The following is a 22,704-nucleotide window of genomic DNA, read 5'->3' on the forward strand; positions in this document are numbered from 1 at the left end:
TCGTTTTCAATCTGTTGGTGCCGCATCAGGGCGTTATTGAAGATCCTTGCCGCGTGCATCGGTGTGCTTGACGCCACCCTCACCCACGAGCAGAAGATTGGTTCCAGATACCGGGACAACGTCCATCACACCCTCCCGGTCGTCCCGGGAATAGGGCCGGAATGTTTCGCCGCCATTTGTGCTCATCAGAACCGTACCACCGTTACCAACAAGGGTAATTCTGCCATCGTCCGAGACCGCGCCATCATTGAGCGTTGCGCCAGCCTCATTCGGGACAACTTTCCAGCTCCGGCCCAGATCGGTGGAGAGAAACATATTGCCGCGCAGGCCGAACGCCAGAATCTCATTAATCTGGCCCGTGCCAATGGCACCAAACAGTGAACCTTCATAGGGACTTTCACGCTTTTCCCAGCTCTCGCCGCCATCAACGGAAACAAAGATCAGCCCTGCTTCACCCACGATGACCAGCGCTCCGCCGGTGATCCGGGTGATGCTATTGAGGTGAAAGCCGGTAGGGTTTTCGACCCGGGGAGACCAGTCACGCCAGCTTTCACCACCATCGGTGGTGCGCAGAAACATGCCGTAGGCACCCACTACAAAACCGTGGTTTTCATTTTCAAACCAGACATCGAGAAGCGGGTTAACCGGACCGATCTCGAGATCGGATTCCAGATTCTCCATCGAGAAATACAGGTCATCCAGAGCCCACTCAAGATCCGCCTTTTCCTCCTCCGGCGCTTCTTCGATTTCCTGCTCAAGCTCTTCTATCTGCTCCTGCCGGCTCTCAATGGCCAGCTCTGCAGCCTTGATACCGGTCAACTGGAGTTCCCAGCTCTCGCCTGCATCGTTTGAATGTAAAACGACGCCGCTATGACCCACTGCCCAGCCGTGGGTGTCTGTGCCAAAGTCAACGCCCGTCAGGGTCACACGGACCGGAACTTCGCCTTGCGTCCAGGTTTCACCCTGATCATCGGAAAAAATGATATGACCACGTTCACCAGCCGCCACGATACGCTCGCCTGCGCGGTCAGCGTCGGTGAGCAGATTCTCCGGTGCAAGCATTGTGGGCCGGGAAGGGGTTTCGATGATATCTGCAAGCGCAAACACCGAGGGCGCAGACATTGCCATGGATACTCCAAGACAGGCTGCTCCCAGAGTCTTGCACATCAACCTTGTAGCCATTCAGATTGCCTATATGTTGTATTGAACTGTGTCACTCTGATTTCGCCGGCAATACCGGCGGATACTATGAATATACCGGCGGCCTTCCGACCACCGGTATATTCGTCGCCATCCGTCTCTGGCGAAAATCGTTTCCAACCAAAAGGCGCCGACGTTAACGCACACTCCTGCGGCGCAGTGACGCCGGCGAGAAGTAACGACGGTTGGGCACGTCGTTGGTAAACTCGCGAGTTGAAGGCTCCTCCGTATCAAGACCCAGCACGTGGTAACGACGTGCCTGCAGGTCATGGTACGCGTCCAGCACTGTCCAGACGCCCGGCAGCTCATAATAGTTCTTTGCCAGGCCCATGGTTACCCGCCACAACTCGCCGCGGCCATCATACTGGTCCAACAGGAGTGTATTCCAGCTGTCGGCGTCCACGTAGAACCTGCGCTTGCCATAGATATGGCGCTCACCTTCCTTCAAGGTGGCCTCTACAACATGCACCCTATGGAGTTCCCAACGGGTCAGATCCGGGTTTAGATGCGAAATACCCAGAATTTCCGAGTATGGCGTGCCTTTTTCACCGATACGATAGTTGTTATAGGGAACGTAAATCTCTCGCATTCCCTCGTAGTTCCAGTTGTATCGGTCCAGCGCACCGTTGAAGATATCGGTGTCATCCGCTGTTCGCAGGTTGTCCGCCGCCGCAATCGGGGAATCATACCCCAGATTGGGAGCACGGCGAACCCGCCGCTGGCCGGCATTATAGCCCCAACCGTTACGGGGATTGATAATCTGGTTCAGGGTTTCATGAATGAGGATCGCACCACCGGCAAGACGGGGCGGCGACTGGGTGAACGACAGGTAGTAGAAGATGACGTTATCCAGATCTTCTTCGCTGCCTTCGGGGTTGTAGTAGTTGAAGAAGGCTTCCTGCTGTGACGTGACCAGGGAGTAATCCCCATCGGTCTGAACCGCCACTTCACTGGAGCGACGGGTAATGGAGACGCCACGCCAGCGGGTCAGATGGTTCCAGATAACCTGCCAGGCCTTTTCTTCATTGTTGCCATGCAGGATCGGGAACGGGTAACCAGCAAAAGCACCGTCAATGCCCTCGCCTTTGCCAACGATCTCAGCCTCAACGGCATTTTCTTTGGTATTTTCAGCAACCCAGTCGGGCACAGCGTGAGTGCGCCTGCTCTTATAGATCGGGATTCGGAACGTAGTCGGGTAGGTTTCCAGCATGGCACGGAGACCGTCAGTCAGGTGCTCGCTGTACTGGTCCATGTTGGATGCATTGATGGTAAACAGGACTTCATCGTCCGGAAACGGGTTGATGTGATGCTGGCCGCTGCCCTTGTAACCTTCAGGTGCTTCGGTCAGCCCCCCTGTCCAGGGAGGAATGGTACCGGCTTCATTGCCGGCCTTCACGGAACCGAATGGAGTCAGATCCTGCCCAAGGCGAGCGGCTTCACTGGCGGAAACGGCAGCGCCTACTGGCATTGCAAAGACAGAAAAAGCAAACAGACTGCCCAGAATTACGTTGTTTTTGTATTTCATTGTTTAACCTTAAACCTGTCTGAAAGCCCTGTGCGAGGCTTTTCTTATTGTGTTGTCATGGAATATCGGCTCCTGACAGATTAGCCGATTGACCGACATTGTCTATCGACCGAAAGTGCGATTTTGTATCCGCCTGTACCTGTTGCGGCAGGCGGATACAGCTCCAGCCCCTCCCGTCTACTGGCCGGCAAGGCTCTTGTGAACCACCTCATAGACATCCCGTGAGAGGCCTGATTTGTCCCTGATGGATTCCAGCGCCGTCTTCATCTGCTCACCATGCACCGGCGCAAACTTGCGCCAGCGTGTCAGCGGCGACACCAGCCTTGCGGCAATTTGCGGGTTGCTGTCATCGAGCCTGCGGACCTGCTCTGCCAGAAACCGATAGCCTGCGCCGTCTTCGGCATGAAATGCCGGCAGGTTCTGGCCAGCAAACACGCCAATCACAGAGCGGATCTTGTTGGGGTTTTTCCAGTCGAAGGCAGGGTGCTCCATCAGTTCCCGGATCTTGGGCAAGCCGCCCGTGCGGCTGCTACCGGACTGCACCGCAAACCACTGCTCCACCACCTGGGGGTCTGCCTTCCAGCGCTCATAGAAGGCGCCCAGTGCCTCATCACGCGCCTGCTCATAGCCGGAGTTCACCAGTGCCCTCAGCGCACCCATGCGGTCCGTCATGTTGTCTGCCCTTTCAAACTGGCTTACCGCCAGGGACCGGCCTTCCTCATCGTCGATATGAAGCAGCCAGGCAAGCGCAGTATTTCGCAGACTCCTGCGGGCAACGGATTCTGGCGTCACCTCATAGCGCCCCTCAACAGTGTTGCGCCGGTAACAGGCAAGCAGATCATCCCGCAGGGCGGCGGCAAGATGCTTGAGCACGCGTTCACGGGCCTGGTGAATGGCAGGCACATTGGGTTTCTCTGCCAATTCGATCAGGTAGGCTTCGGAAGGCAGCTGGAGCATCTTGGCAACCAGCGCCTGATCCAGAGAAACATCCGACAGCAACCCCCGGTAGGCGTCCGTCAGCCCCCCATCAATCGCTTCATTGCCGGTATCACCCACCAGCTCGCTGATCACATCAACCGCCAGTCTCTGCCCGGCGTCCCAACGATTGAAACCGTCGGGATCGTGACTCATCAGGAACATCAACTGTTCACGGGTCCATGGATAATAGACCCGGACTGGCGCCGAGAAATCTCTCAACAGCGACGGGACCGGCCGCTCCGCCAGGTCATGAAACTCAAACGTATGGCTGGCTTCGGTCAACTCCAGAATCCGGTCTGTCGGGGCATCCGTTTCACCGGCGCTCAGCTTCAGTGGCAGGGATTCACCACCTGCCCCCAGGAGTCCGACAGCAAACGGAATGTGCTGCGGTTTCTTGTTGGTCTGGCCCGGGGTGTCCGGAATGACCTGTTCAATGGTCAGACGATAGATCCCGGCGCCCTGGTCAAACTCATCCCGCACAGTCAGCTCTGGCGTACCTGCCTGCTCGTACCAGAGACGGAACTGGGACAGGTCGCGGCCACTGGCATCTTCCATGGCCCGGACAAAATCATCGGTGGTTACCGCCTGGCCGTCATGGCGCTCAAAGTACAGATCGCTGCCCTTGCGGAACATGTCCGCGCCGAGCAGCGTGTGGATCATCCGGACCACTTCGCACCCCTTTTCGTAGATCGTCAGGGTATAGAAGTTGGTGATCTCCATGTACGACTCAGGGCGCACCGGATGGGCCATGGGACCGGAATCTTCTGCGAACTGGGCAGTGCGCAGCATGGTGGCGTCCTCAATACGCTTGACCGTGGGCGAGCCCATATCAGCAGAAAACTGGGAATCACGGAAGACGGTAAAGCCTTCCTTCAGGCTGAGCTGGAACCAGTCGCGACAGGTAACACGGTTGCCGGACCAGTTGTGGAAATACTCATGGGCAACGATGGACTCGATGCGCTGGAACGCCTGATCCGTTGCCGTTTCCTGACTGGCCAGCACGCAGGAGGAGTTGAAAATATTCAGCCCTTTGTTCTCCATGGCACCCATGTTGAAGTCATCCACCGCCACGATCATGAAGATATCGAGATCGTATTCACGCCCGTAAACTTCTTCATCCCAGCGCATGGCGCGCTTCAGAGAATCCATGGCGTGGGCGCACTTTTCCACATTGCGGGGCTCCACGTACATGCGCAGGTCGATCTCGCGACCGGACATGGTTTCAAAGCTGTCGCGCTGCTCCACCAGATCCCCTGCCACCAGGGCAAACAGGTAGGAGGGTTTCGGGAATGGGTCTTCCCAGGTCACGAAGTGCCGGCCACCGTCCAGCTCCCCCTTTTCAACATCGTTGCCGTTGGACAGCAGGATGGGGAAGCTCGCCTTGTCCGCTTCAATGCGGGTGCGGAAACGAGCCATCACGTCGGGGCGATCAGGGAAGTAGGTAATGCAGCGGAAACCTTCAGCTTCACACTGGGTGCAGAACATGCCGGACGATTTATAGAGGCCCTCCAGGCGGGTGTTGTTCTGTGGTTCGATCCAGGTCACCACGCCCAGTTCGAATTGATCCGGCACGTCATGGACGACCAGCCTGTCTGTGCGGTCCTCGTAGGCATCTTTTGCCAACTCGCTTCCATCGAGACTCACTGATTCCAGTGTGGTCAGGCTATCACCATCAAGCTCAAGACTCGTGTCACTACCGTCACTGTCAGGATTGCGGCGCATGGACAGCAGGCTGTAGACCCGCGCCCCGTCCTCAAACAGCTCGAAACGCAGATCCACGTGGTCCACCAGAAAGGCGGGTACGCGATAATCTTTCAGGTAAATGGTTTGTGGCTGGCTGGTACGCATTCGTGATCTCCAGAAATAGTTGAGCCTGGTTCAGGTGTTTGGAAAGACCCGGAAGCGGACTTCGTAACCGGTGTACTTGCGGATGTTGATCACGCCCGTGTCCAGAATGAGATACTGACCCTTGATCCCCTGGAGCACGCCTTCTGCTGAAGGTGATTTGTCCAGATTATGGGTTTTTATCGTCCGGGGCCACACCTGCACCGGATAACTCAGTTCAAGGGCCTGCTCCTCGACAGCAGTAATGGCGCTCTCACCGTGGGCAGCCCGCAGCTCGGACAGGTCGTCGGCAATCAGATCAAGCATGCGACTGCGCTCCGCAACCAGATCCAGCTCAGGAATGTCCCCCTTCAGCATCGCCCGCCAATTGGTCCGGTCGGCAACGTGCTTTTTGCAGGCAACTTCCACGAAACCCGCGAGTTGACGGGTGGTGACCCTCACCATCGGAATGGCATCGACAGCGCCCTGGTCAATCCAGCGCGTGGGGACCTGAGAGCCACGGGTGATGCCGACTTTCAGGCCGGAAGAGTTTGCCAGATAGACCACGTGCTCGATCATACAATGGGATTCCCCCCACTCCGGCTCGCGGCAGGTACCTTCATGGTAATGGCACTTCTCCGGGCTCATGATGCAACTGTCGCAGGCAGCGAGTTTGCGAAAACAGGGGTAACAGTAACCCTGGCTGAAACTCTTGTTGGTCTTCCTGTCGCAATTGATGCAACGAATCACGCCATCAAAATCAAGCTGCAACGGGTAACCAATCATCTCGTTCAGGGGAACCCGTGTGTCCCCTACCCGGATCGTATAACTGACCGGACTGCCCGGTTCTGCCGGCATCTTGCGCAACCGGCCAGTTATATCAACCAGTGCGGTCAAGACTTCACCTCAAAGTACTGGTCAGAGTTCGCCTGTCCGTTTGCCGCGCTCCCCGACGTACGGGCCACGCTGGGATCACATGCAGTCCCGGCTTTTTTACCGCGGTCGAGATAGCCCACTCGTTCTTCCATGGGGATCTGGTGGTGGTCTTCGTAGTAAATGACCGCCTCCATGCAGATTGAACGCTGCTCATCGCTCAGTTTGCGGCCATCCGGCCATTTACCCAGTTCCAGGGCACGTTTGAGGTTCTGGTAAACCGCTGGATCCAGCCGCCTGATCAGCTCTTCGTAAGTCATTTCATTCTCCAGCAAAAAATTGAGCAAACCCGTTGACAACATTAAACGATAATGATTATCATTATCTCACCAAATGACGAAGGTCGTGTTCATTTGGTCTCTCTCATCAGGAGCTAAACGCTCTTTTCATGCCCCGCGGTTTCGCGGGGCTTTTTTTGGTACCGGCAAAACCGCTGCCAGGGCCAGCCCTGCCACAAAGCCGCCCAGATGAGCTTCGTTCGCCATTCGTCCCAGCCCCACCATTTCCGTGAAAGGTGTAAAACCGATCACCATCCAGGCCACCGCAAAGGTGATCAGTGCAGGGGGAAACTGGAACCGGGGCATCCGTCGCTGGCTGAGCCAGCAATAACCGAGAATCCCATATACAACACCGGACAATCCGCCAAACAGCGGCCCTGTCACGATGTACTGCAACCCGTTGGACAGCAGGCTGGTCACCACGAACAACACCATTAGTCGGGCACGACCATCGAACCACTCGATCTGACTGCCGAGGAACCAGAGCATCACCGAATTGAAAATGATATGGGTCCAGCTGAAATGGAGAAAGTCCGGGGTAAGCAGGCGCCAGACCTGCCCGCTTGCAAGAGTGGAAGACAGCGCCTGAACGCGCTCCGCCATGGTGCCGACATCGTAAAAACGGGGGTCAACAAACATCAGCAGCGCTGACAGCTGATTTTTCCCCATCGCGGTTACCCAGGCCATCAACACGGCAAGGACAATCACCCCGAGCACCAGTGGTGCATGACTCGGCGACGGCTGCCAGCGACCACCGACAAATACAGGTGACCGTGCTGTCGTATTGACCGCCTGCTGAATCTCCGGTTCCCTCAGAAAGCGCTCAAGGGCATCAAGAACCGGTTCGGTGTGTTCCGGATTTTCCAGCCAGAGAACCTGATATCCGTCCTCCTCTGTTATACGGTGCTCCACCCCCTGCTCTTTAAGCCAGCGGCTGAAGCCTGCCAGGTTGATCGTCGTGTCGATCTGTTTGATTCGATACACAGGCTACCTCGCCACACTGTCTTCGCTGGTGGGGTATTCTGCCTGCTCGGGCCGCTCCACATCCACCCAGACAAACTTGTCGCGGGACAGGGTGCGCTCGCCATCCAGGCGATAGGCTACCAGCTTGCCGTACTTGACCGCGCTGAAGTCAATGCAGGCAACATTGTGCTTGAGCGGCGCCGGCTCCCCCTCCATCCAGTAATGGCCAACAAACACCGGTGGCGCCGAGGCCGGATAGCTGATCAGTTGGCTGCGTTCCTCATCCGTCAGCTCGCGACGGGCGACATCTTCCGGCAACGGGTCTGGCTGAAACACAACATCCGCATAGGTTTTCGGATTATCTGCCCAGAACTTTGTCCGGAAAAACTCCCGGACATAACCATCCTTGCCAGTAATCTTCACTCCGGGCGGCAACCGCAGATCCGTACCTCGCAAGAGGGTATCCATTACCTGGCCGGCAAAAGACTCGATCGCCGCAGAGGCATGGAGAAAATCGTCATCAATACAGGCCCCACCCTGACTTTCCTTGAATTTATTGATCAGCTCACCGTCCCAGCAGGCATGAACCGCACGGAAGTCCGGCTCATCAATAAACAGCGGGATGGTGTAAAACCATTCCAGAAACTCGTTCCACTCATGGGGATAATGCTCGAACTGCTCAAGCGTTTCACGGATAAGCCTGTCGTGGCGGGCATTGTGCTCACGCAGAAATTTTTTGCCACTGCCTGGCCGTGCCCGGGTGCAGTAACCGAGGGCATTGTACTCATGGTTACCCATGACAATGCGGGCAGAGCCATGCTCAACCATGTCCCGCACCAGATGCAGGGCTTCCCGGATACGGGGCCCCCGGTCAATGATGTCGCCGATAAAAATGGCCTGCCGCCGCGGGTGCTCGTACACACCGTTTACCTTGCGGTAGCCCATCTGCTCCAGAAGCCGCACCAGAGTATGGGCGCACCCATGGATGTCGCCGATAATGTCGTAGCCGCGGCTCGCGGATCTTGCCTGTAATGCCATGTTGTTAACTCGCTGCAATCTCACTGGCCCAGCCCAGCTTGTCCCGGCATGTGGCGTAAAAATTGTGATCCGCGGGATGAATAAGACGAATCTTGAAGGGCTTCTTGGTGATCCGGATGATATCGCCGGGAGCGCAGGCAATGTTCATCTGCCCGTCGAAACTGATTTGCGGATAGGTTTCGTTGGTCTCGCCAATCACCAGTTTTATCTCGCTTTTGCCGTCCACAACAATGGGGCGACTGCTAAGGGTGTGTGGGAACATGGGCACCAATACCACGGCATCGAGTTTTGGATGCATGATCGGCCCGCCCGCCGACAATGAATAGGCGGTTGATCCCGTCGGTGTGGCTACAATAAGCCCGTCTGATCGCTGGCTATATACGAAATGTCCGTCAATATACAGATCGAAACCGATCATCCGGGTGGACTTGCCGGGGTGAAGCACAACATCGTTCAGCGCGGTTCCAAAGCCAAGAGGCTGGCCATTGCGTTCTACATGCCCGTCCAGCAGGAAGCGTGTCTCTTCAATGTATTCGCCCTGGAGAACCTTGCTCAGCCGCTCTTCCAGATCAGAGGGCGATATGTCCGTCAAAAAGCCCAGGCGGCCGCGATTCACGCCCAGCAGCGGAATTTTCGATTTTGCCAGCTCCCTGGCAGCCCCAAGCAGGCTTCCGTCACCACCAACCACAATCACCAGATCACAGATTTCACCCAGAAGCTTCTTGCTGGCAACCTGAAGGCCGTGGCCGGGCAGCATACTGGCGGTATCTTCTTCAATGATCACGTGATAGTGGTTATTCGTCAGGTACTGTTTGAGCTGACGCAGCGACTCGACCACCTTGACACTGCCCATGCGGCCAATCACGCCAATGTTTCTGAATTGATCCATGTAGCTTCCCGTGGATATCTGTGTGAGCCGGGATCGGTCTGACTGGTCTCCCGGAAACGTCTGGGAGACCATAGTAACGAAATACGGCCGGATTCTGAAAAAAGATCCCGTTCGGGGTGGGTAATAAAGCGTCAGCTTTCACTCTGCGGTTGATGCTTCTCGCAGCGGTCATCGATTCCCGGCCGAAAATCGGCTGGCTGGCTGACCCGCATGACCGGCTCCTCACAGGGAGTTCCGTCGTCATCCTGGTGCTGACAGACAGGTTTCTCGTAATGCTTCAGCCACTCCCTGTAGGCGGGCTCATTCAGGCCACAGCGCTCGGCAGCGTAGGCGATCGGGTTACGAAAATAGGTTTCGATATCATCATAAGGCAGGGTGATGTGACCCACTCCGGGGTGATACGCCACCAGAAAAACCGAGTGGCTTTGCAGATGGTCCATAACCGAATTCTCGGTGGGTGTCTGATGACGCAGGTCGTAATTTTCCTGCTCAAGAGCCACGATTTTCTCATCCCGAAGTTCCAGTTCACGCTGACGGCGGTCCAACTGCTCCCGCAGTAGCACAACCTCTGCATCGGCCGTGGCGCCTTCCCGCTCCTTATGCGCCTCCCCGCCAGCGATATGCTCCTGCATCGACAGATACTGTTCATTGCGCTCGGCCAGGCGTTTTTTCAGCTGCTCGTTACTGAGTTTCTGGCGCTCGAACTTTTGCTGAAGTTCCGCCATTTCGTTGCGCAACGCCTGCATCTCATGGCGGTTCTCCCGCTGAATGTCCGACAGGGCATCCCTGTGAACGCTTTGCAGGGTCTTGATACGAAGGCGCTGTTCACGAATGACCCGCGCCAGACGCACACGGTCGGCTGACACCTCGGGTTCTTCGGTGGAGCGTGATTCATCCCCCAGTACGGGTATGTTTTCCTCCGGGGCAGCCTCCACTTTCCTGAACTTCAGACTATTGCTTTCCACCGCACGGCGGATGGCCTGGAAATGATTGCTCCCCGGGGTCATATCCGGGTCCCAGAGTTCTTCGGGATTGGTAGACTTCGGGCACTGGCTGCGGCAGACGAGCCGGATCGGGCCGCCCCCCATATCAGGGCCCTTGGCGCCCTTCTGCGCCAGTTTCTCTATTGGAAGGTTCCAGTGGCTGTCTGCCCGGCCCTCCTCGTCAAAATAGATGCGGAAGAACACCAGGGAGCGCACCAGGAGGTCGGTGCCCAAAAGCACATACACCGCCTTGACGTCGGTGTCGGCCAGATCTGACAGCCCCACGTAACCATCCAGAAACGCACCGAACTCCGACGCGCGCATCTGTCGTGACACATTGCTGCCATCCATGAAAAACACCGCCGAGTAACCATCATTTACCTGGTCGGCAGACCCCATTGCATACTCCCTACTTTCGGAAAACCTGACCGCAACACGAGCAACGCCGCCCAGGCGTTCCCTTTTTAACCGTCAGACACCAGAAACCGGCCCTGCACACATTGCACATGGACCGGTTTCAAACTGACAGACTTCCGGATAATAGTCTAGCGGGTCAATGCCCGCCGGACAGGGAAAAACTGCAACGTTTTGTGATCATGGGGCATGCAGCACGGTTCTTGCCATCAGAGCTCCGCGGCCAGCCGGCTGCCCTGGTTAATGGCGCGCTTGGCATCCAGCTCAGCAGCCACATCAGCACCACCAATCAGATGCACCTGCATCCCTGCAGCCTCCAGACCATCCTGCAACTCGCGCAGCGGCTCCTGGCCAGCACAGATGACAATCGTGTCCACCGGCAACACCCGGTCTTCCCCCTGCTCCGCGCCTTTCGGAGTCACGGTGATATGGAGACCCTCGTCGTCGATCCTGCGGTAGCTGACGCCCGGCACCATCTGAACCTGACGGTTTTTCAGGGAAGTACGGTGAATCCAGCCTGTGGTCTTGCCCAGGTTCTTGCCTACTTTGGAAGTTTTCCGCTGCAGCAGGTATACCTCACGGGCCGGCTCTGGCACCTCTGGCTTCATACCCTGGATACCACCACGATGCTCGACACTCAGGTCCACACCCCACTCACGCATGAAGTGTTCCGGGTCCAGTGCCGCCGAGGTGCCCTTGTGAACGATGAATTCGGACACATCGAAACCGATTCCCCCGGCACCGATAACCGCCACCTTCTGCCCCACAGGCTTACGCCCCAGCAGGGCATCCAGGTAGCCAATCACCTTGGGATGGTCCACACCCTCGATCTCCGGCGTGCGAGGGCTGACACCGGTGGCCAGAACCACGTGATCGAAGCCGCCAGCTTTCAGTTCCTCCACATCCACCCGGGTATTCAGGCGAACATCCACCCCGTGCTTGTCCAGCATCACCCGGTAATAGCGCAGGGTTTCATAGAACTCTTCTTTGCCCGGAATCAGCTTGGCCACGTTGAACTGGCCGCCCACTTCGCTGCCGGCATCAAACAGGGTGACCTTGTGGCCTCTCTGCGCCGCCACGGTTGCAAATGCCAGGCCTGCAGGGCCGGCACCCACCACCGCAATGGCTTTTGGCTCTGCCGTTTTGACATAGGCCAGCTCGGTTTCATGGCAGGCACGCGGGTTCACCAGGCACGAGGTCAGCTTGCCACTGAACGTGTGGTCCAGGCAGGCCTGGTTACAGCCAATGCAGGTATTGATTTCATCGGCACGGTCTTCTGCTGCTTTGCGCACCAGATCCGAATCCGCCAGGAATGGTCTGGCCATGGAGACCATATCCGCGTCACCCTCCGCCAGGATCTTCTCGGCAACATCCGGCATATTGATGCGGTTGGTGGTTACCAGAGGAATGCTGACTTCGTCTTTCAGGCGGGCCGTAACCTTGGTGAAGGCCCCCCTCGGAACGGAGGTGGCAATCGTCGGCACACGGGCCTCGTGCCAGCCGATACCGGTGTTGATGATGGTGGCACCGGCCTTTTCAATCTGCTTTGCCAGCTGCACTACTTCTTCCCAGGTGCTGCCGTCTTCGATCAGGTCCAGCATCGACAGGCGGTAAATCAGGATAAAGTCGCTACCCACACGCTCCCGAACGCGGCGAACAATCTCGATGGGAAGGCGAATGCGGTTCTCGTAACTTCCGCCCCACTGATCGGTACGATGGTTGCTGTGGGCTACGATGAACTGGTTGATGAAATAGCCTTCCGAGCCCATGATCTCCACGCCGTCGTAGCCGGCTTCCTGTGCCAGCGCGGCACAGTTCACGTAGTCATCAATCTGCTTCTCGATCCCGGCTTCGTCCAGCTCTTTTGGCTTGAGAGGGTTGATGGGCGCCTGTATAGCCGATGGCGCGACCAGTTCCGGATGATAGGCATAACGGCCAGCGTGGAGGATCTGCATGCAGATCTTGCCATCGGCGTCATGCACCGCCCGGGTAATGACCCTGTGTCTGTCCGCCTCTTCCTGAGTATTCATCTTGGCCGCATGCTGGAAAACGGCTCCCTCCACATTCGGGGAAATACCCCCGGTCACAATCAGGCCGACACCGCCACGTGCACGTTCAGCATAGAAAGCTGCAAGCCGCTCGAAGCCATTCTTCGCCTCTTCCAGACCAGTATGCATGGACCCCATCAGAGTGCGGTTACGAAGGCGGGTAAACCCGAGATCCAGTGGTTCAAGCAGGCTGGGATAGCGCGTAACGCCCGGTGTTGATTCAGTCATGATCTCTCTCCTCTTATTGGGCCGGCGGTGCCATAACGTGGGCTCTAAGTTAGCCCTCAGGCTTGCACCAGACAATATCCTCAGGCAACAATCTGATATCCTGACGTTACTTGTCGGACAATGCTGAAAATCATGCGACCCAACACCAGACACAAGAACCCCCTCGGTGACATCAGCGTGCTGTACGTTAGTGTCATGGCGCGAGCTATTCGGGCCGAAGGGGAAGATCCCACGGAACTGCTGGGCCGTTTTGGTCTGGATGAACAGGCCCTCAGAGCGCCGGAGGCACGCATCAGCATCCCGCGTTTTATGCGAATGGGCCAGGCGGCCATTGCACTGACCGGCAATCCGGCATTCGGCCTGACCATGGGGAAGCTGTCACGGCCAGTGGACGCAGGCCTTGCCGGCCTTGCTGCTCAATGCGCGCCCACAGCGGGCGAGGCGATCCGCACTCTTGTGCACTACGCACTGCTGACCAGCCGCAATAGCCGTGGCGTGCCCTGGACGGCCCATCGTGGTCGGGAAGCGCACTTTTACTCCATCAGGCCCTACAACGTATTCAACTTTTTCGTGGTGGATTCCGTTCTCGCCGCATGGACCCAGTTCCTGCGGGTTATTACCGGCCGGAGCGAGGTACTCGAGGGGGTGGCCATTGAATACCCCTCCCAGGGCCAGGAGGAGCTGTTCGAACAGTGGTTTGGGTGCTCTGTGGTTTTTGGCGCCGACAGTAATCGCCTGCGACTGGCACCGGGAATTGCGGACACCGTATCGTTACAGGCCCAGCCGGCCATGTTCGAGAAGTTGGCACGGGAATGTCAGCAGGAACTTCTGCGGATTCGTGCCGGGTGGACTACAGGGGACAGGGTCAAGGACCTGCTTCCGCCCCTGTTCCAGGGGGACACCCCTACCCTCGCCATCATCGCAGAGAAGCTCGGCATGGCACCCTGGACCCTGCAACGGCAGCTGAAAGAGGAAAACACCGGGTTCCAGGAGCTGGTGGACGAAACCCGCAAGGAATTGGCGGTGGAGTATATCCGGGAAACACGCACATCCTTGTCCGAGATTGCCTGGCTTTTGGGCTTCGCCAATCCGTCAGCGTTTCACAAGGCCTGGCGGCGCTGGTTCCAGGCCAGTCCCGGGGAATACAGAAAACACCATGAGACAGAACAGGCCGCCAGGAACATCAATCAGGGCGCGCAAACGTGACTACAGCTCGGTGGCGTCGTCCATGGCAGCATCGTCATCATAATCCTCAAACTGGCAGTCCATCAGTTCTTCTTCGTAATCAGACATCATTCATCTCCCGTGTATGAATCAGGAAAACGATGACATGCAATTGTTACAGCGGTATGAACCAGGGATGACAACAGAAAAGCGCAATAGGGGAAGAAAAAATGGCGGAGCGGACGGGACTCGAACCCGCGACCCCCGGCGTGACAGGCCGGTATTCTAACCAGCTGAACTACCGCTCCGCGTTGGTCGCCACCTCGGGCGCAATCAAGGGTGTGACTGCTCGGTGACAACGAGGGCGCATTATAAAGAGCGCGCCCTGCATGTCAACGTTTTTCATGAAAAAAAGATCGACCAGGCCAGTGCCGTTACATGGCATCAACCATTGCATCCTTTCCCTGGGCGGTTTTGCGGTATTCAATGGGCGTCATTCCAGACCAGCGTTTGAACGCACGGTAAAACGTACTGGGTTCCGAGAAACCGGTCAGATACACGATTTCGTCAATGGACTCGTCCGTCGTTGCCAATAGCTGGCGGGCCAGACGATATCGAAAATCCGCCAGCACCTGATTGAAACTGGTTTCCGCCTCAGTAAGTCGCGTACGCAGGGTTCGCGGCTTGATACCCAGTCGCTCAGCTACCGCATCCAGAGTAACCTCTCCGCTGTCCAGCAACTCCGCCACGATGCGCTCCACCTGGCCAACAATGTCTTTCTTTTCCAGGCGGGCCACCTGCTCACTGGCAAACCGCTCGTGCAGATCCAGCAGTTCCGGCTCGGCGTGGGGCGATGCGTGGGATAGCAGGGAAGCAGGAAAATAAAGGCGGTTCTCTTTCGCGCCAAACACCACATCGCATCCCAGCACATCCCGCACATGGTCCTCACCGCGCTCCCGATCATGCTCAAACTCGATCCGGGAGGGGTAGAACCTGTCTTCAGTGATGGACTTGAAGAAGGTGATCAGTCCCTGCACGAAACACTCGTTGAAATGCCGCAGGCGGCTGACTTCTTCGGAGGCGGCGTCCAGCACCATGCAAGCCTCGTCGCCTTCGATCAGGAAATCGGTATTGGCGGCATCACTCAACAGCCGCTGGTAGTTCTGGGCGCGCCGGAGGCCCTCTCCGAACGTGGGGCTGCTAAGAAACAGGTATTCCAGGACCTGCCCCTTGTAGACGGGAAGCAGCTGGCCCAGATGAAGGCCGGCATCCGGATCGCCCGAGACATCCTCCACGACCTGCCAGAAGTACAGCTGGGCGCTGTGGGGCGTTCTCAGCTGTTCGGTGTAGACATAATCCTCATCCACGCCCAGCCGGGCAAAGATGGCGTCGGTGTCAATTCCCTTGCGCTTCATGGCCTGATAAATCAGGCGCAACATCACACCCGCATCGCGTAATTCCTGCATAATGTCCCGCTTTATAGTTGTTTGTTGATCACCTTGGCCGGCCGGACCACCTTGCCGGCAAGCCAGGTCAATGCCCATACTGGCCGGGTTTGCCAGACTCTGTGACCTAAGTCGTATATTAGAGCATATCAGGCCAGAGCCGCACAGGTGTACCAGGAGAGTTAAGAATATGACAGATACTGCAATTTATCGTAACCAGCCTCCGGGCTTATGGTCACTTTACAGCAAGGCCCTGCTGCCTAAAGATAAGCCTTCCGGCAGCGATATCCGCATCCCCGACCTGTCTGCCAGGCTGATTGGCGCCAGCACGGCCAATGCCAACCTCAAGCGCTACCAGAAAGTATGCGGGTTCAGCACACAAACAACGGTGCCCGTCACATGGCCCCATATACTGGCGTTTCCGCTACACCTGAAGCTGCTGACTGAAAAGGCTTTTCCTCTGCCACTTCTGGGCCTGGTGCACCTTCGTAACGAAATCACCCAGCACCGTCCCATCGGCACCGGAGAAAGCCTTGATATCACCGTGAGGCTGGACGGCCAGAACAATACATCGAAGGGACTGGAATTCGACCTGGTGACCGAAGCCTGGACATCAGGCCGCCTTGTCTGGGAAGAAACCAGCACCAACCTGTTCCGGCAGCCGGATAAAAGCGACAAAAAATCCGGCGGCAAGCCACCGGCACTGCCCCGCTACGCCGAAACAGCCGAGATCAGCGCTCCGGAATCAATCGGGCGACAGTACGCTGCCGTTTCCGGCGACAGGAATCCGATACACCTGCATGCATTGACCGCGAAAGCGTTCGGTTTCCCCCGCGCTATTGCCCACGGAATGTGGAGCAAGGCCCGGGTGCTGGCGCTGCTGGAGCAGCAAAGCAACTGGCGACAGGATGCGGTATCCATATCCTGCCACTTCAAAAAACCACTGTTTCTGCCGGGAACGGCACAACTGAACTGGCAGGAAGGACCGTCCAGCTGGGATTACCAGTTGCTGAACGCGTCAGGAGAGGCGCCGCACCTGAGCGGCGAAATTCACTGGGGAAGCTGAACCTTTTACTAGGCCGGTTCTCCGGAGCCGGCATCAGGCCCACAGGCGCTTCCGTCAGCGCCTGCTACCGGCAACGTGAAATAGAAGCAGGCACCACCGTGCTCCGGGCGTTCAAATCCGATATCCCCACCCTGGGCCTGGATGAGGGAGCGACACATGGGCAGGCCGATCCCCATACCCTCTTCCTTGGTGGTATAGAACGGCAGGAACAGTTTTTCTTCCGCGTCGTCCGGCAGGCCAATGCCGTGATCGGTCACCGCAATTCGAACGCAGCGGCTGCCGGACATGGTAACTGTGACTTCAACAGGCGCCTGCGATCCGGCACTGCGGGTCGATTCCAGGGCATTTCGAATCAGATTCAGCGCCACCTGCTGGACCTGAATGGGATCTGCCAGCACCTCGGGCACATCCTCAGCTACGGAGATTTCAACACCGCCCTCATTGTTTCGTATATCCACCTCTGCAAACTGGCGGGTATCTTCCAGCAACGCAGAAAGAGACAACACATCTTTTCCGGCTGCCGGTTTTTTCATGAACCGGCGAATCCTGCGAATCACTTCACTGGCGCGGTGTGACTGGGCTTCAATCTTCTCCAGTGTCTCTTCAAGCAGCTGGTGGTCTGGTTCTTCCTTTGCCAGTATGCGCTTGGCAACGCGGGCATAGTTGGTGATGGCTGTCAGCGGCTGATTGACTTCATGTGCCACACCCGCGGCCATCTCGCCCATGGTGGTCAGACGGGAGAAGTGGGCAATCTGATCCCGCTGCTCCTGAACCACTTGCCGGGCATTCTCCAGCGCCCGCTCACTCTCAAGCTCGGTGGTAATGTCGCGAAAAACAACCACGGCACCGTGCAGTTCATCGCCATCGAGCTTGGGGGTGGAACGGTACTCTACCGGGAATGCAGTGCCATCCGCTCGCAGCATTTCAATGTCCCGCTGATTTTCCGCAACACCCTGAGTGCAGGTTGCATAAACAGGAAGCAGCTCGCACCCCTGGCCAGCAGTGCGGAAATGCAGATCAAAGAAATTCCGGCCGATCAGTTCCTCGGTGGAACTGCGCATGATCAGCGCGGCAGCCGGATTGGCAAATACGATCACACCCGTGGCATCAAGTCCATAGATGCCCTCGCTGATGGAGTTCAGTATGCGGGCCTGGTCGTTTTCAAGCTGGCGGTTACGGGCCTGCAGCTCACGCTCCAGCCGAATTACCCGGGCATGGGTCTTTACCCTGGCAATCACTTCCTGGGCCTGGAAAGGCTTGGAGATATAGTCGGCGCCACCGAGGGCAAAACCACGAACTTTCGCCTGGAGGTCGTCGAGAGCCGACAGGAACACGACGGCACTGTCTGAGGTGGACGGATCCGCCTTGAGTCGTTCACATACCTGATAGCCATCCAGATCCGGCATCATGATATCCAACAGGATAACTTCAGGCTGGTGACGGTGGGCAAGATCCAGTGCTTTTTCACCATCGTTGGCAATCAACAGGCGATAACCCTTGTCCTTCAGGGTTTCATAGAGAACCTTCAGGTTCTGCGGGTTGTCGTCGACAAGCAAAACCGTTACGTCTGTTGTCTCCAGGACAGCATCTGTCATAAAAATACGGCCGGTTACGATGGTTGATGCATAATGCCGGCCAAATCAGCGTGCGTCGATAAGGTCCTTTACGGACAGAACCATGCGGACCAGGTGTGCCAGTGAATGGGTGCCCATTTTGTGCATGACACGCGACCGGTGAATTTCCACGGTACGCTGGCTGATTTCAAGCTCAATGGCAATGACCTTGTTTGCCTGTCCTGCAATCATCCGGTCCATAATCTCGTGTTCCCGGGGGGTCAGGCTCTTCACGCGGCGCAGGATTTCCTGCTTCTCACCGAGGGTTTTGCGCTGCTCCCTGTCCTGCTGCAACGCAGCTTCTATTTTCTGCAGCAGGGCCTCTTCCCGATAGGGCTTCTGGATAAAGTCCACGGCCCCCTCTTTCATGGCGTCGACTGCCATGGGAACATCGCCGTGTCCGGTCACAAAGATGATCGGGAGAATGGAATGCTTTTCGTTGAGCTTTTTCTGAAGCTCCATGCCGTCCATCCCGGGCATACGGATATCCAGCACGATGCAGCCTGCCATTTTTTCGGAATAGTCCTTCAGAAACGCGTTGGCATTTTCGTAGGTCTTGACCGGTTTGCCATCGGACTTCAGCAGCAGTTCCAGTGAGTCACGAACCGCCTCGTCATCCTCAACCACGTACACCGTTTGCTGGGTATCAGTCATGTGCCTTGTCTCTCCTTTCAATTACAGCCATTGGGGCTCAGTGAATCGACGGGTCTTTGTGATCGTCCCGGGCATGCTCCTGACGCTCATGCTCACGCATTTTCTCAAGACGTTGCTGGATAATGCCAAAAACGGTCTGTTTGGGATACCTGCCTTTTCTGTCTGCCTTGCCCGCAGGTTTGCCCAGCAGAAGGGTAATGGCTTCCTCTGCACGGGTCACCGCGTGAACGCAGAATTCGCCCTCGCGAACCGACTGCAGAACCTCCCGCTCCAGCATCAGATTCTGCACATTGTTTGCAGGGACGATCACGCCCTGGGATCCGGTCAGCCCCCCTGTCAGTTTGCAGGTGCTGTAAAAGCCCTCAACCTTCTCGTTAACGCCGCCGATCGGCTGGACCTCGCCAAACTGATTGACTGACCCGGTAATTGCCAGATCCTGTCGCACAGGCAGTCCCGAGAGCGCGGAGACCAGTGCGCACATCTCAGCCAGGGAGGCACTGTCGCCATCTACTTCGCCATAGTTCTGCTCAAACGTCAGGCTGGCCGACAGGTGCATGGGATCATTGACGGCAAAACGGGCGGAAAGCCAGGAACTGAGAATCATCACACCCTTGGAATGGATATTACCGCCCAGTTTGACGTCCCGCTCGATATCCATCACACCGCCATCACCATAATAGCAGGTGGCAGTGATCCGGTTCGACAAACCAAACTCAAACCCGCCAGTCGACAGTACAGACAATGCGTTTACCTGCCCCACACAGGTACCGGTGGTGGACACCAGCGTTGATCCGTCCCGAATGGAATCGTAGAACTGATCGCGAATCCGGCTGCTGCGATAACGGGCGCTTTCCAGCGCCTGGTCCACATGGGAATTCTGGATCAACCGGGCACCTGCCTGTCGGGCCCAGTAATCCGACTCGCGCAACAGGTTGGCGATGTCAGCCGCGTGGAGCGAAAGGCGATCCTGATGCTCGGCCATGCGCGCACTGTGTTCGATAATGCGGGCAACCGCCTTGTTGCTACAGTGGAGCAGTTTCTTTTCGTCCACCAGGCTGGCGATAAACTTTGCATACAGCAACTGGCTTTCATCAGTACGCATCATTTCATTCTCGAAATCCGCCGTCACCCGGAACAGCTCGGCGAACTCGGGATCATAGTCCTGCAGCAGCATCCAGGTTTCCCGGTCGCCGAACAGCACGATTTTCACGTCCAGTGGGATTGCCTCAGGCTCCAGCGAGATAGTGCCTGAGAGGGTCAGCTCACGTTCCAGAGAGTTGATCTGGATGGACTTGGACCGCAAGGCGCGCTTGATGCCGTCCCAGACGAACGGCTGCTCCAGGACCTTGATGGCATCCATCAACAGATAGCCACCATTGGCGCGATGAAGACTGCCAGGGCGAATAAGGGAAAAGTCGGTAAACACAGTACCCTTGAAGGTCACACTCTCCACGTAACCAAACAGATTGTGGTAGGTGGGATTATCCTCCACCACAACCGGCACCTCATCATTCTTCTGGTGGACCAGTACATTAACCAGATAGCGCCGAGGCATTTTCTTATCCAGAGAGGCATAGGCAATGGCCGCCTGCTCTTCATTGTCTTCAAGGAAAATTTCCAGACTCTCTGACAGATCCTTGCGGACGGCCTCGAAATAGGCCACCACATCCGGCTGGTCCCGGTATTTTTCCACCAGCTCGTCAATCTGGTGGCCCGAGATACTCTCCAGGGTCTCCTCGTTGAGTGCCTGCTGGCTCTCGGCGTATTCCTGCTCCCAGTCCGCCACCTTGCGCAGCGCGTGTCTCAGCTTCTTCTCAAGCTTGTTGATATCGCTTTCGAACTTCTCCCTCTCTTCCTCTGTCAGGGCCTGGAAGGATTCGGCGGTATGGGCCTCTTCTCCATTCATGGCCACCAGGCGATAGCCGCCGGGAGTGGTGATGTTGAGACTGACTTTTTTCCGCTTTGCCTGGGCGGCAACCTTTTCAAGCTCCTCTTCCTGCTTCTTGGCGTATTCATTCTTGAGCTGCTCGGCACGCTCCAGAAAGCTGTCGCTATCAAAAGTCTGGGGAATCATCTTCATCAGACGCCCCATCAGCTTTTCCATGTCCTGCTTCAGCTCGTTCCCTTTGCCCGCCGGCAGCCGCAGCATCCTGGGCACCCTTGGTTCCTCAAAATTGGCAACGTAGCACCAATCGTGGCTCTGATTATCGGTGTCCACGTGGTGCTCGAGATAGCGGAGCATCATGGTGCGTTTACCAAGACCGTTACGCCCGACCGCATACACGTTATAGCCACCATGAGGCATAGCCAGGGCAAAACGCACCGCTGCCTGTGCCCGATTCTGGCCTACAATTTCCGCCAGAGGTTTGAGTTGTCGGGTGGTCTTGAACGGCAAATCTTTTAAAACACAGGCTTTATAAAGCTGATTCGGAGACAGTGACTTCAAGGTTCGGTCCTGTAACGGTATGAAAGCATTTGGTTATGGCCGGTCATTGTAGAATCTGGGGCACGCCCTGTCGCGCTCCGACTAAAGATTTAGCCCAACTTGTCGATAAATTGATCAATCAGGCATAATTGCTGCGGGCTCATCCTTCGGGCAGGACACTCACTGAATGGATATTTACAGGAATCAGTCGCAACCACTAACGGTGCTGGAGTCATTGCGTAAACGCAGACCTTTCACCACACCACAACCGCAACAGGCGTCTCCATCCCCTGACAAACCGCAGGTGGACCGACGGGTGCAACCTGACAGGCGCCGTGTCCAGGTGGCTTTTTCGGGGCCAGACCGGCGCAAGAAGCGCTCCAGACGTAGCCCGCAGCTGTTGAATCCAAAAAACGGACAGGCTGCGCCAACAGAGGATCGCCGGGGGAGGCTCGTAAGCACCCGGGCCTGAAATCCAAGCCATGATCGAGAATCGATGACACCACTCGGAAGGGGCATATTTTTGATAACCCGATCACAGTTTCTGACTTGGTCATTTTTCAGTCATCACTGCGGGAACTAAACTCCATCGTCCCGGTGGAAGAACGGGCCGAAAACAAATAGAAAACAAGCAATGGATGCCAGCGTATGACGAGCGATTCCGCAGACCGCAGAATCAAGGACCGCTACCCTGCCATGTGCCTGAAGGTTCAGTTGAGGGAGCGTGGTTTCTTTGGTGGGGGCAAAAACTCAACCACCGTGACCTGCCTTGATATGAATCGCTACGGCATGGCTGTACTTTGCCCCAGGCCCGTAGAGCCCGGTGCCCGACTCTATATGGACTTTGACGGCAAGTATATTCGTGAGTCCCGTGTGGCAGCCCAGGTGGTCAGCTGCCAGCCTTTCCAGGCGGGCTTTCGGGTGAGCATCCAGTTCAGCTACTGCTTCGAGAAGAGGGGGTATTCACGAGCGGTGGATAACGCCCTTTCCCGCATTGAGGGCTTCTATAACCGATACGCCAGTTAGTTCGCCACCA

At 56.8% G+C, this 22,704-nt stretch carries 17 protein-coding genes and 1 tRNA gene; 3 read left to right on the top strand and 15 right to left on the bottom strand.

Annotated elements, in window-relative coordinates:
* Positions 1 to 33 precede the first annotated feature (33 nt).
* The 10 genes from QPM17_RS04330 to QPM17_RS04375 form a co-directional block, all read right to left on the bottom strand.
* On the bottom strand, positions 34 to 1,182 hold the full coding sequence (locus QPM17_RS04330; RefSeq protein WP_285389076.1) for a YCF48-related protein: 1,149 nt from the start codon (positions 1,180 to 1,182) through the stop codon (positions 34 to 36).
* Positions 1,183 to 1,336: 154 nt separating this feature from the next.
* Positions 1,337 to 2,725 (bottom strand): DUF1329 domain-containing protein, encoded by a 1,389-nt coding sequence (locus QPM17_RS04335; RefSeq protein ID WP_285389077.1) that lies wholly within the window; start codon positions 2,723 to 2,725, stop codon positions 1,337 to 1,339.
* Between the two features lie 177 nt (positions 2,726 to 2,902).
* Positions 2,903 to 5,551, bottom strand: coding sequence for an aminopeptidase N (gene pepN, locus QPM17_RS04340; protein ID WP_285389078.1), 2,649 nt, complete (start codon positions 5,549 to 5,551; stop codon positions 2,903 to 2,905).
* Positions 5,552 to 5,581: 30 nt separating this feature from the next.
* A complete protein-coding gene (locus QPM17_RS04345; RefSeq protein WP_422732731.1) occupies positions 5,582 to 6,385 on the bottom strand; it encodes a DUF2797 domain-containing protein in 804 nt (267 codons plus the stop codon).
* Between the two features lie 35 nt (positions 6,386 to 6,420).
* A complete protein-coding gene (locus tag QPM17_RS04350) occupies positions 6,421 to 6,720 on the bottom strand; it encodes a YeaC family protein (protein WP_285389080.1) in 300 nt (99 codons plus the stop codon).
* A 126-nt stretch (positions 6,721 to 6,846) separates the two neighbouring features.
* On the bottom strand, positions 6,847 to 7,722 hold the full coding sequence (locus QPM17_RS04355; RefSeq protein WP_285389081.1) for a rhomboid family intramembrane serine protease: 876 nt from the start codon (positions 7,720 to 7,722) through the stop codon (positions 6,847 to 6,849).
* Positions 7,723 to 7,725: 3 nt separating this feature from the next.
* Complete coding sequence (locus tag QPM17_RS04360) at positions 7,726 to 8,739, bottom strand: metallophosphoesterase (protein ID WP_285389084.1); 1,014 nt, start codon at positions 8,737 to 8,739, stop codon at positions 7,726 to 7,728.
* A 4-nt stretch (positions 8,740 to 8,743) separates the two neighbouring features.
* Positions 8,744 to 9,628: an NAD(+) kinase gene (locus QPM17_RS04365; RefSeq protein ID WP_285389086.1), complete on the bottom strand. Its 885-nt coding sequence runs from the start codon at positions 9,626 to 9,628 to the stop codon at positions 8,744 to 8,746.
* 131 nt (positions 9,629 to 9,759) lie between these two features.
* On the bottom strand, positions 9,760 to 11,010 hold the full coding sequence (locus QPM17_RS04370; RefSeq protein WP_285389089.1) for a DNA repair protein: 1,251 nt from the start codon (positions 11,008 to 11,010) through the stop codon (positions 9,760 to 9,762).
* Between the two features lie 224 nt (positions 11,011 to 11,234).
* Positions 11,235 to 13,301, bottom strand: coding sequence for an NADPH-dependent 2,4-dienoyl-CoA reductase (locus tag QPM17_RS04375; RefSeq protein WP_285389090.1), 2,067 nt, complete (start codon positions 13,299 to 13,301; stop codon positions 11,235 to 11,237).
* A gap of 132 nt (positions 13,302 to 13,433) precedes the next feature.
* Between QPM17_RS04375 and QPM17_RS04380 the strand changes: the two genes are divergently transcribed.
* A complete protein-coding gene (locus QPM17_RS04380) occupies positions 13,434 to 14,507 on the top strand; it encodes an AraC family transcriptional regulator (protein WP_285389093.1) in 1,074 nt (357 codons plus the stop codon).
* A 189-nt stretch (positions 14,508 to 14,696) separates the two neighbouring features.
* Here the strand turns inward: QPM17_RS04380 and QPM17_RS04385 are convergent.
* Both QPM17_RS04385 and QPM17_RS04390 read right to left on the bottom strand, forming a co-directional pair.
* Positions 14,697 to 14,773 (bottom strand) — tRNA-Asp (locus tag QPM17_RS04385).
* A 126-nt stretch (positions 14,774 to 14,899) separates the two neighbouring features.
* Positions 14,900 to 15,931, bottom strand: coding sequence for an AraC family transcriptional regulator (locus QPM17_RS04390; protein WP_285389094.1), 1,032 nt, complete (start codon positions 15,929 to 15,931; stop codon positions 14,900 to 14,902).
* 169 nt (positions 15,932 to 16,100) lie between these two features.
* Between QPM17_RS04390 and QPM17_RS04395 the strand changes: the two genes are divergently transcribed.
* A complete protein-coding gene (locus QPM17_RS04395; RefSeq protein ID WP_285389097.1) occupies positions 16,101 to 16,976 on the top strand; it encodes a MaoC family dehydratase in 876 nt (291 codons plus the stop codon).
* 8 nt (positions 16,977 to 16,984) lie between these two features.
* Here the strand turns inward: QPM17_RS04395 and QPM17_RS04400 are convergent, their stop codons facing one another.
* From QPM17_RS04400 to QPM17_RS04410, 3 genes are read right to left on the bottom strand one after another with little or no spacing between them, the layout of a single operon-like run.
* Complete coding sequence (locus tag QPM17_RS04400; protein WP_285389100.1) at positions 16,985 to 18,571, bottom strand: ATP-binding response regulator; 1,587 nt, start codon at positions 18,569 to 18,571, stop codon at positions 16,985 to 16,987.
* Between the two features lie 45 nt (positions 18,572 to 18,616).
* Positions 18,617 to 19,243, bottom strand: a complete 627-nt coding sequence (gene fixJ, locus QPM17_RS04405) for a response regulator FixJ (protein ID WP_285389102.1) — start codon at positions 19,241 to 19,243, stop codon at positions 18,617 to 18,619.
* A 37-nt stretch (positions 19,244 to 19,280) separates the two neighbouring features.
* Entirely contained in the window at positions 19,281 to 21,689 is a 2,409-nt protein-coding gene (locus QPM17_RS04410) for a Lon protease family protein (protein ID WP_285389104.1), read from the bottom strand.
* 627 nt (positions 21,690 to 22,316) lie between these two features.
* Between QPM17_RS04410 and QPM17_RS04415 the strand changes: the two genes are divergently transcribed.
* Positions 22,317 to 22,694, top strand: coding sequence for a PilZ domain-containing protein (locus QPM17_RS04415; RefSeq protein WP_285389105.1), 378 nt, complete (start codon positions 22,317 to 22,319; stop codon positions 22,692 to 22,694).
* The last annotated feature ends 10 nt before the right edge of the window (positions 22,695 to 22,704 follow it).

The sequence above is a fragment of the Marinobacter azerbaijanicus genome (assembly GCF_030250645.1).
Taxonomy (GTDB): domain Bacteria; phylum Pseudomonadota; class Gammaproteobacteria; order Pseudomonadales; family Oleiphilaceae; genus Marinobacter; species Marinobacter azerbaijanicus.

Coding starts and splice junctions, on each gene's coding strand:
- QPM17_RS04365 (WP_285389086.1), bottom strand. CDS start 9,628: ATGGATCAATTCAGAAACATTGGCGTGATTGGCCGCATGGGCAGTGTC.
- QPM17_RS04415 (WP_285389105.1), top strand. CDS start 22,317: ATGACGAGCGATTCCGCAGACCGCAGAATCAAGGACCGCTACCCTGCC.
- QPM17_RS04335 (WP_285389077.1), bottom strand. CDS start 2,725: ATGAAATACAAAAACAACGTAATTCTGGGCAGTCTGTTTGCTTTTTCT.
- QPM17_RS04330 (WP_285389076.1), bottom strand. CDS start 1,182: ATGGCTACAAGGTTGATGTGCAAGACTCTGGGAGCAGCCTGTCTTGGA.
- QPM17_RS04370 (WP_285389089.1), bottom strand. CDS start 11,010: ATGGGGTCTGCCGACCAGGTAAATGATGGTTACTCGGCGGTGTTTTTC.
- QPM17_RS04390 (WP_285389094.1), bottom strand. CDS start 15,931: ATGCAGGAATTACGCGATGCGGGTGTGATGTTGCGCCTGATTTATCAG.
- fixJ (WP_285389102.1), bottom strand. CDS start 19,243: ATGACTGATACCCAGCAAACGGTGTACGTGGTTGAGGATGACGAGGCG.
- QPM17_RS04400 (WP_285389100.1), bottom strand. CDS start 18,571: ATGACAGATGCTGTCCTGGAGACAACAGACGTAACGGTTTTGCTTGTC.
- QPM17_RS04380 (WP_285389093.1), top strand. CDS start 13,434: ATGCGACCCAACACCAGACACAAGAACCCCCTCGGTGACATCAGCGTG.
- QPM17_RS04345 (WP_422732731.1), bottom strand. CDS start 6,385: ATGCCGGCAGAACCGGGCAGTCCGGTCAGTTATACGATCCGGGTAGGG.
- pepN (WP_285389078.1), bottom strand. CDS start 5,551: ATGCGTACCAGCCAGCCACAAACCATTTACCTGAAAGATTATCGCGTA.
- QPM17_RS04350 (WP_285389080.1), bottom strand. CDS start 6,720: ATGACTTACGAAGAGCTGATCAGGCGGCTGGATCCAGCGGTTTACCAG.
- QPM17_RS04360 (WP_285389084.1), bottom strand. CDS start 8,739: ATGGCATTACAGGCAAGATCCGCGAGCCGCGGCTACGACATTATCGGC.
- QPM17_RS04375 (WP_285389090.1), bottom strand. CDS start 13,301: ATGACTGAATCAACACCGGGCGTTACGCGCTATCCCAGCCTGCTTGAA.
- QPM17_RS04395 (WP_285389097.1), top strand. CDS start 16,101: ATGACAGATACTGCAATTTATCGTAACCAGCCTCCGGGCTTATGGTCA.